Source organism: Streptomyces sp. DF42, from assembly GCF_058267695.1.
Window position 1 is genome coordinate 3,348,540 of the sequence record NZ_CM177859.1, and the last position, 12,538, is coordinate 3,361,077.

The 12,538-nt window shown below is 70.6% G+C and carries 9 protein-coding genes and 1 tRNA gene; 2 read left to right on the forward strand and 8 right to left on the reverse strand.

All coding sequences use genetic code 11. The annotated features are described in order from the left end of the window. Positions 1-3: 3 nt before the first annotated feature. Positions 4-1,611 (reverse strand): dynamin family protein, encoded by a 1,608-nt coding sequence (locus tag ACYUED_RS15190; protein ID WP_491292816.1) that lies wholly within the window; start codon positions 1,609-1,611, stop codon positions 4-6. A gap of 321 nt (positions 1,612-1,932) precedes the next feature. Here ACYUED_RS15190 and ACYUED_RS15195 point away from each other — a divergent pair. Beyond that, positions 1,933-2,005, forward strand: a tRNA-Arg gene (locus ACYUED_RS15195). Positions 2,006-2,146: 141 nt separating this feature from the next. Here the strand turns inward: ACYUED_RS15195 and ACYUED_RS15200 are convergent. The 5 genes from ACYUED_RS15200 to ACYUED_RS15220 form a co-directional block, all read right to left on the reverse strand. Continuing rightward, positions 2,147-2,923, reverse strand: a complete 777-nt coding sequence (locus ACYUED_RS15200; RefSeq protein ID WP_491292817.1) for a hypothetical protein — start codon at positions 2,921-2,923, stop codon at positions 2,147-2,149. After that, complete coding sequence (locus tag ACYUED_RS15205) at positions 2,920-3,195, reverse strand: hypothetical protein (RefSeq protein ID WP_491292818.1); 276 nt, start codon at positions 3,193-3,195, stop codon at positions 2,920-2,922. Before ACYUED_RS15205 ends, ACYUED_RS15200 begins: the two co-directional genes overlap by 4 nt. Positions 3,196-3,677: 482 nt before the next feature. After that, positions 3,678-5,678: a hypothetical protein gene (locus tag ACYUED_RS15210; RefSeq protein WP_491292819.1), complete on the reverse strand. Its 2,001-nt coding sequence runs from the start codon at positions 5,676-5,678 to the stop codon at positions 3,678-3,680. Between the two features lie 725 nt (positions 5,679-6,403). Then, positions 6,404-7,933, reverse strand: a complete 1,530-nt coding sequence (locus ACYUED_RS15215) for a GMC family oxidoreductase (RefSeq protein WP_491292820.1) — start codon at positions 7,931-7,933, stop codon at positions 6,404-6,406. Positions 7,934-8,164: 231 nt separating this feature from the next. After that, on the reverse strand, positions 8,165-9,391 hold the full coding sequence (locus ACYUED_RS15220; RefSeq protein ID WP_491292821.1) for an MFS transporter: 1,227 nt from the start codon (positions 9,389-9,391) through the stop codon (positions 8,165-8,167). Positions 9,392-9,550: 159 nt separating this feature from the next. Here ACYUED_RS15220 and ACYUED_RS15225 point away from each other — a divergent pair, with 159 nt between their 5' ends. Next, positions 9,551-10,156 carry a CGNR zinc finger domain-containing protein gene (locus tag ACYUED_RS15225; protein WP_491292822.1) on the forward strand — a complete coding sequence of 202 codons (606 nt, stop codon included), beginning with the start codon at positions 9,551-9,553 and terminating at the stop codon, positions 10,154-10,156. 145 nt (positions 10,157-10,301) lie between these two features. Here the strand turns inward: ACYUED_RS15225 and ACYUED_RS15230 are convergent, their stop codons facing one another. Then, entirely contained in the window at positions 10,302-10,901 is a 600-nt protein-coding gene (locus tag ACYUED_RS15230) for a flavin reductase family protein (protein WP_491292823.1), read from the reverse strand. Positions 10,902-10,942: 41 nt separating this feature from the next. After that, on the reverse strand, positions 10,943-12,439 hold the full coding sequence (locus tag ACYUED_RS15235; RefSeq protein ID WP_491292824.1) for an alpha,alpha-trehalose-phosphate synthase (UDP-forming): 1,497 nt from the start codon (positions 12,437-12,439) through the stop codon (positions 10,943-10,945). Between the last annotated feature and the right edge of the window lie 99 nt (positions 12,440-12,538).

Here is a 12,538-nt window from a genome sequence, read left to right on the forward strand (position 1 = left end):
CGGTCACCTCTCCTTCTGCAGTACGGACAGGGCGGCGATGAGTTCGGCCTGGGGTTCGGGGTGGACGTCGAGGGCGTCGAGCGGCGCGAGACGGCGCTCTCGTTCGGTGTGCATCACTCGGTCGACGTGTTCGGCGAGCAGCCGTCCGCCCCTGTCCCGCAGCCGCAGCGCTCCGTGGGCACCGATCCGCTCGGCGAGTCCCTCACCGGCCGAGCGCGCCCGGCGGCCGCCGAGCAGCACGGTGGCGACAAGGACGGCAACGACCTCCGGGTCCGGCGCGACGTTGCGGTCGAGGTCACGGACCTCCTCCTCGGCGAACTCCTCGAGCTCGCGCCGCCACCGCCGCACCGCCATCCCGATGCGGTGCTCGGCGCTCTCCAGGGACGGATCGCGGTCCGTCAGCTCCGGGGCGAGCGCCGCGGGTTCGCGCCGCCAGGCCTCCTCGACGCGCTCGTCGGCGGCCGTGACGGCGCACAGCAGGAGGGAGGCCAGGCTCTCCACGAGCGCCTCCAGGAGCTCACCGGCGGCGCAGTCGAGCGGAAACGCGCGCCACCGCTTCAGCGCGTCCCCGGCGAGCACGGCACCGGCCTGCAACCGCCCTCGCACGCGCGCGTGCTCACTGTCGTACGCCGAGTCGACGGCAGAGGTGAGCCGGAGAGCGGCCGCGTACTGGGCGGCGGCGGCGCTTGCGAGTTCGGGCATGCGGGCCTTGAGGGAGTTGAGCACCCCGTGTGCGGTACGGACCATGGCGTGCTGGCGGGCGGCCGGGTCCTGCGCCAGGTGCACCAGCCAGGTGCGCAGCGAGGCCACGGCGCTGGCCGGCAACAGCCCGCTTCCCCAGGCGGACTCGGGCAGTTCGGGCACGGTGAAGCGCGGTACGTCGCCGAGACCCGCCTTGGTGAGCAGCGCGCCGTACTGCCGGGACACCTCGGACACGACCTGGTGCGGCACGCGGTCGAGCACCGTCACGAGCGTGGCGTCGTACTCCTTGGCGGTACGCAGCAGATGCCAGGGGACGGCGTCGGCGTACCGGGCGGCCGTGGTCACCATGACCCAGATGTCGGCCGCGCAGACGAGTTCGGCGGCCAGGACGCGATTGTCTGCCACCAGGGAGTCGATGTCGGGGGCGTCCAGGAGAGCGAGGCCGCGCGGCATCGTGTCGGCGGTCTCGACGCGCACCACGCGCGCGGGGTCCTCTCCCGGGAGCAACAGGTCGTCCCCGCCTTCCTGATGGGGAACCCACACGCGGGTGAGATCGGGCAGCACCCTCATCCCGCTGAACCAGTGATGGTCCTCCGGATGGCACACCAGTACCGGCGTCCGCGTGGTCGGCCGCAGCACGCCCGCCTCGCTGACCCGCCGCCCGACAAGGGAGTTGACGAGGGTCGACTTGCCGGCCCCCGTCGATCCGCCCACGACGGCCAGCAGGGGCGCTTCGGGCTCCTTCAACCGGGGCACCAAATAGTCGTCGAGCTGCGCGAGCAGTTCGTCGCGGTTGGCACGCGCGCGTGGAGCCCCCGCCAGGGGCAGCGGGAAGCGTGCGGCGGCGACACGGTCGCGCAGGGCGGATAGTGCGTCGAGCAGCTGAGGCCGTACGTCCAAGGTCACCACATGCGAAGAATGCCCAATTTTAGGGGAATTCTGAAGCATATGAGCATGTCTGCGCGCCGATAGGACACAAGGGACGGAAGGGATGACTGGGACGCAGGCACAGTCCAGGCATAACGAGTGCACAACACCCGGTGCGTGAGAGCCCAAAAGCGATGCACGATTCGTACCTGCCTGCGATTATCAGGACCGCTTCACCGAACCTCCACATCGAGCCACGGAGGCGAAGCAACAGGGACATGGACGCAGGAGCCCTATCCTTGTCCCCGGCAACGTCACGGTTCGGCCCACACCCGGCCACCCACGACAGAGGCCACACACCCGGCCCCCGTAGCTCAGTGGATAGAGCAGGCGCCTTCTAAGCGCTTGGCCGCAGGTTCGAGTCCTGCCGGGGGCGCACACACCCTCTCCCTGCGGAAACGCGTGAGGGGTTCTTCGATGTCCGGATGCACATCGCTGTGAGACCAAGCGCCTTGACTGCCCACGATCGTGGACAACCCCGCCATCGGCGTTGCAGTTCGCGCCGACGGGCGCCTGGCTACCCCTCCTCGTCCAGCACCTGGGCGGCCGCGCGTGGGTCCATGAGGTTGGACCACGCCTGTTCGGCCGGGAGCAGGTCCCGCTCAGGCAGGGTGTACTCCGGATACCAGCCCTCAGCCTCGCAGCCGGGGACGTTACGCAGGATCAGCACGGTCAGGTTCGGCGGAACGGAGCCGGTGATCCGGACGGCGAGGTAGGTCTCGTGGCCGTCGTCCGCCCGCACTTGGAGGCCAAGGGTGAACGTGTCGAACTCGCGCGTGTGCTCACGGCCGTCGCGCAGCGTGGCGTGCGCCAGGTCCAGCAGAGTCGCCCGCAGGCGGCGCACGAAGCGGACACCTGCCTCGGCACGGTACCGGACGTGGTCCTCGCGCGCGGGCAGGAGGCAAGCGGTGTGCGTCGTGGTCTTCAGGCCGTCGGAATGTTCCGCGTTGTAGCGCGCCCGGGCGGCGCGGCCATCGGCCTCAAGGGCTGCATAGAAGTCATCGCCCGAGCCGTCCTCGCGCCGACCCGCCGCGACCAGCCACGGCAGGTCGGCGTCCAGCCATACCGCGCCGCGCCACCGCTGCACCTTGACCTTGAACAGCACCTGGTCATCCACGGACCGGATGCGTTCGTACTTGCCGTCCTCGTCCGCGAACTGCTCGGACGCTTTGGCCAGCACCAGGTGGTCGATCTCGTCCAGCGGCGCCGTGACCGGCGGCACCGCGAGGCACAAATCCTCGCGTAAGCAGCGCAGCGTCGGGCGGGCCGGGCGCAGCGGGCCGGGTTCGCTCATTCCTCGATTCCCCCGACCGCGTCGATCTCCTCCGCGGTCAGCCCGGTCAGCAGCATCACATCCGATGTCAGCGACCCATCCAGCACGCTGAGCGCCTCCACCATGCCGGACCGCAGATCCTCACGGCGCTGCTCCAAATACGCCCGGACCGCCTCGGCCACCAGGTCCTTCTTCGTCAGCCCCAGGAAGTGAGCGCCCTGGCTGATCAACTTGTCCGTCGCCGGGTCCACCTTCAGCGGGGACTGGCGTACCGGCTTCGCCGCCGTCGTCATCGTTAAACACACCTCCGCCGCCATAGTACCTAAATACCTCATGGTGTAGTTGTTCCGGCGTCACCACTGTCGAACGCGCCCGGCTCCGGCCGACAGCACGTGCCCTCGCTACCCGAGACGCCCATCGAGCAGGGATCCCGGAATCGACAGCAAGCGCTTTGACGATTTCCGTTCGTGGACGACCTGCGAACACGCAGGTGAGCACATCGCTCAGGCCCGAGCACCTTCTAAGCGCTTGGCCGCAGGTTCGAGTCCGGCCGGGGGCGCACGTCTCCGCCCTCCCTTTGGGAGGGCATTTTTACTGGTCAGAGCACGTTTCACTCGACACGCCGAAGCCCCGGCCACTCCCCCGACGATCGTGGGGAGGTTCCGGGGCTGCCCGGCTGTCACCGGGTTTTCGCGGGTGGCCCTGTCGAATGCGTGTCGAAATTCTTGGCGCGAAGCGCCGAGGCGCCGCAAAGAGCGTTCCGGCAGGACGGCGGTCAGAAGACGGCACTCTGGAGGTGGTCGAGAGCTGCCTTCGCGAGGTCGTGGGCCCCCTCACCGGCGCCGATCGTGGCCTGGGCGGCGACGGGCTGGAGATAGCTCCGCAGGGCCGCCAGCGAGCGGCGGATCCTGCCCCGGTCCGGCGTGGGGGACACCACCTCGCCGAGGATCTCGTTGGCGCTCGCGGCAGCGTCTTCGGCGTCTTCGGCGGGCAGGCCGATGAGGGGAAGCTGCGCGAGTGCGCGCGTCACCGCCTCCGCCAGCTCCTCGAATCCGGGGGTGACCTGTTCCACGGAGCTTCGGGACTGGGTCACGTCCCGGTTGTTCCAGGCGATCTGAGCCCGACTCATGTCGCCCTGGAAGACGGGGCCGTTGTAGTGGTTGGTGGTTGCGGTGCCGCTCTTGCCGGAATTCGCCGCGAAATCGTCGGCACCGATGCTGTCCGACAGGGCCATGTCTCCACCCTTCGAAGTGAGGCGGGGGAACGAGAGGCCGGTCGGGTCCGGAGCGTGGTCCGGTCCGGCGACCGCGTAGCCCTGGTCGCAGAGATACGCGGCCTGTTTCGCGACCTCGGCGAAGGTGTAGGTGATACCGGTGCGCCGCGGTGCGTCGGACTGGACGAAGTCGTCCCAGCCCTCCGGGTGCCGGTCCGCCGCCTCCCGCTCGTGCAGCCAGCCGATCATCGCGCTGCGCAGGGACACGGTCCGAGCGACGGGATCGATCCGCTTGATGTCCAACTCGCGCGGGCTCATGCCGGATTCGGCGAGCCGGTGCGACGCCCGGGCGTAGCCCCTGATGATCGCGGTCTGGACGGCCTCGTCGACGGATCGCAGCTCGCAGGGGACCCAGAGGGACTCACGCTGCGGAGCGGTCACCACGCGGGCGTACGGTCGGTCGGAGTGGCCCAGGATGAACTCGCCGAGCGGCAGGACGGCCGGCGACCACCAGTCGGGAGCGTTGACCGGGCCCGGTCCGTCGGTGAGCTGGACGTACGACGGCGCGATCGCGTCGGTCGTCCCGAGCATCGGCGCCATCGACGTGTCCATGACGATGATCACGCAGATCCCGGCCCGGTCACCGTTGCCGGTGATCTGCCGCAGCAGCTGGGCCGAGGACTCCCGGAGACCCGCCGGATATCCCGACACCACCACGACGTGATGTGCCTCCGGGGGGAGTCCGGACTGGGCGTTGTAGGCGTCCAGGTCGCCGAACTCGTTCTTCAGGCAGGTGCGCTCGATGACGGCCATCCGGTCGGCCACGCGCAGCAGGGCAGACTCGATACCGGCCGGATCCGTCCACACCTGACCGTCGATGATGCGCGAGCCGCTCTCCGCCAGGTGGAGGAAGGCTCCGGCGTCACGGCCGCTGTGCAGCGCGTCGATCCACGTGATCTTGAGGCAGTCCGGTGCCGCTCTCGACATCTGGTCGGCGACGATTCCCCGCGCCGCCGCCATCGCCTCGGCGTAGGACAGACTCGGCCCGTCCGGTACGAAGACGAAGTTGGTGGTGCCCAGGTCGATCCAGGGCAGGCCGGCCCACGAGCGGTGCGGCAGCACCTGGCGTCGCATGAGCCACCGGGAGGACGCGCGTCCCCCGGAGGAACGGTCCGGGTCCCCGGCCGGATCCGCCCCGACGTAGGTGTCCTGGGGGAACGCCAACGGTGCCAGCCAGGAGTTCTCGCCCGGGCGCATGGCGTCGGCGTACGGCTGGTAGTCGTCGAAGGCGGTCTGCGCTCGCCGCACCGATTCCTCGAACGAGGAGTTGGCGTCCGCCAGGGCCTGCTGCCAGTCCGCCGCCGTCTCGCGGAACGCCTCTTCGAGTTGCGGCGGGAGCGTCCCGGGGGAACCCGGTCGTCCCAGGCTCCACTGTCCCGATCTGATGCCCTGCCGGATGGCCTCATGGAGGGCCGCCAGGGGCACCTGCGCCGTGCGCAGAGCGGCCGAGGAAGGCGAACTCAGAGCCCCATGGCTCAGGTCCGCGCGAACCGCGGGGTCCATGCCGTTCAGGAACGTGATTCCGTCGCGTGACTCCGCTGTTCGACGGTGCAACTCCATGTACTGCCCGGCTATGAGCGCGGTCAGCCCGTTGGGATCCCTCTTGGCCGCGTCGGCCCATTCCGGGCTGGCATTCTCTTCGGGAACATCGATCTGTGTACGCCGGGCCGGGACTCGTCGGCACCGAGGAGTTCTACGGCGGTGGGTCTCGCGGCCGACGCGGGCCTCGAGTTCGGTGACGCCGGCCAGTGGGCGGCGCACAATAGCTCGTCGTCTATTTGTTCTTGGGCTCAGCCTGCTGAACGGCCTCAAAGGGCCGCAGAGTCGACTTCGGCGAGGCCGGCTTCGGCTTGTCACCGCTCTCCTCACGGCCACCCTGGTGCGCTGCCTGCGCGTGATGCTCCAGTTCGGCGAGGGGCGATATCGACCTGCGTGGGAAGCCCCGACCAGCCGGGGGATTGCTGGTCGGGGCAGCTCATGCGGGCGGAGACAGCCCTCGGGTGCCTGGGCTCACGGGTGGAGGCCCGAGGGACCGGCAGGGAGGGACATGAGGGTCGGCCTCTGGGCCGCAGCCAGGTTGGGTTGAGCTCTCCGGCGGTGCGGCCGGACGCGCCGACGTGGTGCCCGCCGGCAGAGGTGCTTCCCGCTTGTTGGTTCGCTGCCACGGCACAGAGGAGCGGCCCCGGCCCTGCGTGGAGCCCAGCCGGGGCTGCGGGTGTTTCGCCTGTTCAGCGCTGCTGCAGGAGTACGTCCGCGGCCCGTTCGGCCAGCATGGTCACGGGAGCGTGCGTGTGGGCCCGTACGATGCTCGGCATCGTGGAGGCGTCCACCACGCGCAGGCCCGTCAGGCCCCTGACCGCGAACGTGGGGTCGACGACGGAGTGCTCGTCCGCACCCATCCGGCAGGTGCTCACGAGGTGGTGGATGCTGCCTCCCGTCGTTCGGATGTAGGCGATGATGTCGTCGATCTCCTCGGACAACGCCCCATCCGTAAGAGGCTTGCCCGTCCATTGCGCGAAGTCCGGCTGCTGCAGGATCTGTTGTGCCGCGCGTATGCCCGCCACCAGCGTTGCCATGTCGTCTCCCGCCTCGTCGGACAGGTAGCGGGGATCGATCAGGGGGGCGTCGTGCGGATCGGCGCTGCGCAGGGTGATCGCGCCACGGCTGCGCGGTCGCATGAGGATCACGCCCAGCGCCAGCCCGTGAGCCGCAGGCCGCTGGTGCTCGCCCAGAGGCACCACCAGGTGGACGACCTCGATGTCCGGAGCCTCGAGTTCCTCGCGGGTGCGCAGGAACAGCAGCGCCTCGGAGATGATCGAGTCCAGGGTGCCATGGCGGTCCCGCAGGTACTGGGCGATCTGCTCGGACGAAGCGTTCGCACCGGGCGACCAGAAGCCCTGCGCCTCGAAGGCGAGGGGGACGAGCAGATGGTCCGTCAGATCGTGACCCACGGAGGGGAGGTCCCGTACGAGCGGGACACCGTGCCGGGACAGTTCCTCGGCGGGGCCCACGCCTGACAGCAGCAACAGATGCGGGCTCCCCACGGCTCCGGCTGCGAGGATCACCTCGTGCTCCGCGCGGACGGTCTCGGTCCCGGACTCCCCTTCGACCTCGACCCCGACCGCGCGCGTGCCCTCGAACAGCACGCGGCGCACGAGCGTGTCCGCCCGCACCGTGAGGTTCGGCCGTTCCCGCGCCGGAGCGAGATAGGCATCCGCCGAACTGTGCCGCAGGCCGTCGCGGTGTGTTGCGCGAGCCAGGGCGTAGCCTTCCTGGACCTCGGCCGCCGGGGCGTGCCCCAGGCGCGCGCAGGCGTTGACGAATGCCGGGGTCACCGGCAGGGGATGGCGCAGGCCGGTCAGGCTGATCCGCTGCTCGGCCCGTTCGAAGTAGGGCTGGAGGTCATCGTGGCTCCAGCCCTCCAGCCCCGTCTCGGCCCAGGCGTCGTAGTCCGCACGATGCCCGCGGGTCCACAGCTGCGCGTTGATCACCGAGGAGCCGCCGACCGCCTTCCCGCGCGGAATCGGAATGGCGCGGTCGGCGAGACCGCGTTGCGGCACCGTCGCGAAGTTCCAGTCCAGGTCTCCGCCGAAGAGGCGCGGGAAGAGGATCGGCACCTGAACTTCGGGGCGGGTCTCCGGAGTCCCCGTACCGGCCTCGATCAGGAGCACCCGCGCTGTGCCGTCCGCGCTGAGCCGGTCGGCGAGCACGCATCCCGCCGAGCCGGCCCCGACGATCACGTAGTCCCACCGACTCACTTCGCCACCGCCTCTCGGGCATGGGCGTCGGCACCCGTGGTCGTGGTCACACCCCAGGTCGTGCTCTTCCGGCAGAGGTTCTCGGCCATGGCAACTCCTTACCGTGTGCAGTGACGTTTCGATGTGCGACGGCAGCCCTACGCTGCCGTGCGTCCGCGCCGGCGTTGGGACGGACACCCGGCCGTTGCGGCCTTCGCGGTCGGCCCGGTGAGTGGTGCAGGAGGGCGTGCTTCAGCGTCCGGCGGGCACGCCGTCCTTCCCGGCGGGCGCCGGCACTCGTGCGTCTGCGGCGGCCGTGACCTCCCGGCTCCGCAGGAGGTGGCGGAGCAGGGCCAGACCGGCCAGGAGTGCGACCAGGCCGCACACACCGTTCCAGCCGAAGGCGGAATAGGCGCGGACGCCGAGCCACGAACCGGCGCTGCCGCCCAGGAAGGCGCAGGTCATGTACGCGGTGTTGAGCCGGGCGCGGGCCTCCGGCCGCAGGGCGAAGATGCGGGCCTGGTTGGCGACCTGGCCGGACTGCATGGCCACGTCGAGCAGCAGCATCCCCGCGCCCAGGCCCACCAGCCCGACGGCGCCACCCAGGCCACCGGTGAGCAGCAGCGCCCCCGCTGCGATGGCGCCCAGCATGCACACCAGGTTCACGGCGTCGGGGCCGCGCCGGTCGGTGCGCCGACCGGCGATGGGCGTGGCGAACATGCTGGCCGCGCCGACCAGGGCGAGCACGCCGACGGCCGGGGTGCCCAGGTCGTAGTGCGGGCCGGTGATGAACAGGGCGAGCGCGGTCCAGGCGGCGCTGAACGCGGCGAACACCAGGATCTGGTACTGGCACGAGCGGCGCAGCAGTGGTTCGCTGCGCAAAAGGTGCAGGGAGGCGGCCAGGAGCGCCGGGTAGCGCTGGTCGGTGCTGGGCGTCGTGTGCGGGAGGGCGGCGGCGAGCGCGACGGTGAGGATCAGGACCATGACCGCGGCGACGAGGTAGGGGGCGCGCCAGCCCAGCCATTCGCCGAGGGTGCCGGAGAACGTGCGGGCCAGCAGGATCCCGCCGATCAGGCCGGAGAGCAGGGTGCCGGTGACCGCGCCGCGGCGCTCCGGGTCGGTCAGGCCGGCCGCCATGGGGATGAGGATCTGCGGCACGACCGTGGTCAGGCCGACCAGGGCGCTGGCGACGGCGAGGACGGGCAGGGAGGAGGCCGTCCCGGCCAGCACGAGCCCCGCGCAGGTCACCAGCAGCAGGGTGGTGATCAGTCCGCGATGGCGGAGCCGGTCACCGAGGGGCACCAGCAGGAAGATGCCCGCGGCGTAGCCGAGCTGGGCGCAGGTGACGACCACGGCCGCGGAGGCGGGGCGCACGTGCAGGTCGTCGGCGATCAACGGGCTGATCGCCTGGGGGAAGTAGATGTTGGCCACCGCGATGCCGCAGGCGACGGAGAGGAGCAGTATCAGGGGCCGGCTCAACGCCGGTGGCGCAGTGGAGGAAACGCCAGGAGCCACGACACACCTCGACCAGGAAGAAGGAGAGAACGGAAGGGGGAGGTGACGACTCGCCACCAGGAACCGGTTTAACCGGTTCCTTCAACGTACCAGTAAAACCGGTTCCGCAGTAGGCTGTTTCGCATGGCTGTCTCTCCCGCACCGCCGGTCCCCCGCTTCCGCAGTGGCTCCGGACGGCTCTGCCTGGACTTCATGCGCACCCTGCGGCTGCGCGGCCTGGACGGTGCCACCGAGGAACTGGACGCCCCCGAGGCCCTGTCCGCCTGGGTCGCCCAGCTGGGCCCGTATCCCGACGGCACCGTCGTGCCGGTCCCGTCGGAGGCGGTGCTGCACCGGGCGCGGGAGGTACGGGAGGCCGTACATGCGCTCCTGACGGCGGCCCGCGGCGACAGCGGACCCGCCGGATGCCCTGTGGACGACCGCGCACTGCTGAACCGGGCGGCCACCGCGCCACCGCCGGTGCCGGTGCTCGATGAACACGGCACGCTGACCTACACCGCGGCCGACCCTGTCGGCGCGGTTCTCGCCGGCATCGCCCGCGATGCGCTGACCCTGGCGACGTCCCCCGTGCTGGAGCGGGTCCGCGCCTGCGCCGGGCCGACCTGCGCCGCCTGGTTCCTTGACACGTCCCGCCCGGGCAACCGGCGCTGGTGCTCCATGGACACCTGCGGGAACCAGGCCAAGAAGACGGCGTGGCGGACCAAGCACGCGGCGGGGAAGAGCGCCTGAACCATCGTCATGCGGCAGCCTCGGCGACCGCTTCCAGCACGCGTGCGCACGCCCGGCGAGCGCGCGGAGGTGGTCGGGCAGGTGGGGAAGCGCCGTCCCGAGGATCGCGATCCTCGGCCTCGGTGCTCCCTCACCCGACCCGGCTTCAGGGGACACGGGCCTCTTCGTGCGCTGAGCCGGCCGGGCGGAGGAAGCCGCGGTCGACGTACACCAGCGCGTCCCGGTCGACGGGGGTGACGCAGTGCAGCACACGGCCGATGAGCATGCTGTGGTCACCGCCGTCCACCACATCGTGCATGAGGCACACGAGCCGGACCACCGCCTCGGGAATGCCGGGCAGCCCCCGTTCGAGCGGGACGGTGTCGCCGGAGGCGAACCGGTCGACGCCCCGCGTCGCGAAGCGCCGGGCGATGTCGGACTGGTCATGGGCCAATACGTTGACCATGAAGTGATCGGCGGCGGCGAAGGCGGCGTGCGTACTGGCCTTCTTGTCCAGGCTGACCGTCACCAGGGGCGGGGTCAGGGACAGGGAGACAAAGGAACTCGCGGTGAATCCCCAGCGGCGGCCGGTCTCGTCGACCGTGGTGGTGACAACCACGGGCCCCGGGACACGGGCCATGGCGCGGGTGAAGTCGAGCTCTCGGGTGTCGGCGGGCATGGGATACGGCGCCTCCTCGAACGAAGTCTGGGACAAACGGGTTGCCGGGATGACGGCCTTGCGGACACGCGGGGGCGGAGCGGTCATGGTGTCTGCGTCCTTGTCGTCGGGGCGTCGTGGCCGGGGTGTCAGGCGACGCTCGCGTGCGGTGGCGCTTCGTCGGAGTCCGCGGGCAGCGATCCGGGGCCGGCACCGGCAAGCACCGTGAGGAACGAACGGGCCCAGTGGTGGACGTCCCGTTCGCGGACGTGACGGCGCAGCTCCCGCATACGGAGCCTGCGCTCCGCCTCGTCCAGGTGCAGGGCGGTGGCCATGACGTCCTGGAGTTCGGCGAGGTGATGCGGGTTCACCAGGAGCGCCTGGGTGAGTTCGTGGGCCGCGCCGGCGAACTCACTGAGCACCAGGGAGCCACCCAGGTCGGGGCGGGCGGCGACGAACTCCTTCGCGACCAGGTTCATACCGTCGCGCAGCGGCGTCACGAGCATCACGTCGGCGGCCCGGTAGAACGCAGCGAGTTCGGTGCGGTCGACAGTGGTGTGCAGGTAGTGGACCGGCACCTGGCCGACCTGCCCGAACGTCCCGTTGATGCGCCCGACCTGCGCCTCGATCCGCGTACGCTGCCGCCGGTAGTGCTCGACGCGCTCCCGGCTGGGCGTGGCGATCTGCACCAGGACGGTGTCCCGCGCGCTGACCCGGCCGTCGGCCAGGAGTTCCTCGAAGGCCCGCAGTCGTTGGTCGATGCCCTTGGTGTAGTCGAGCCGGTCGACGCTCAGCATGATCCTTCTGCCGTCGCCCAGTTGACGGCGGATCCGCCGGGCCCGCTCCTGTACGGCTTCGCTGCGAGCCAGTTCCTCCAGGCCGGCCGCGTCGATCGAGATCGGGAACGCGCCGACGCAGACCTCCCGGCCCGGCAGCCGCACCGCTCCCAGCACGGGCGTACCGTGCGGGCGGCTCACGCTCTCACCGCCGCGCAGGCGGCGCACCAACTGCAGGAAGTTCTGTGCGTCACCCGGCAGTTGGAAACCGACCAGGTCCGCGCCGAGCAGCCCCTCCACCATCTGAGTGCGCCAGGGAAGCTGCAGGAAGAGCTCGGGGGGCGGAAAGGGGATGTGCAGAAAGAAGCCGATCCGCACGTCGGGGCGCAGGGCGCGCAGCAGCGCCGGGACCAGCATCAGTTGGTAGTCCTGGATCCAGACGGTGGCTCCCGGACCGGCGATGGCCGCCGCATGCTCCGCGAATCGCTGGTTGACCCGGTGGTAGCTGCGCCACCATGTCCGGTCGAAGTCGGGTGGCACCACCACGTCGTGGAACAGCGGCCACAGTGTGGCGTTCGAGAATCCCTCGTAGTAGTCCCTGTGCTCGTCGGCATCGAGGGGCACAGGGTGCAGGCGCAGGTCCTGGTCGGGGAAGACGGCGGGGGTGTTCTCGGTGGTGCCGGCCCACCCCACCCAGGCGCCCCGACGGACGCGCAGGATGGGCTCCAGAGCACTGACCAGCCCTCCGGGGCTGCGCCGCCAGCCCGGGGAGTCCGTGCCCCTCGACACCAGGTGGACCGGGAGACGATTGGCGACGACGACGAACTCGGCGTCCGGCTGCGCGGGATGGCGGATCCTGGGTGTGTCCACGTCCTGTTCCCTTCTCCAGGGGCCGAACCCGGGGACGCGGCGGGGCGCGGGGCGCCCACCGGGTTCGGCAGCGTGTGCGGGGGAGGTTCCAAGCAGGTC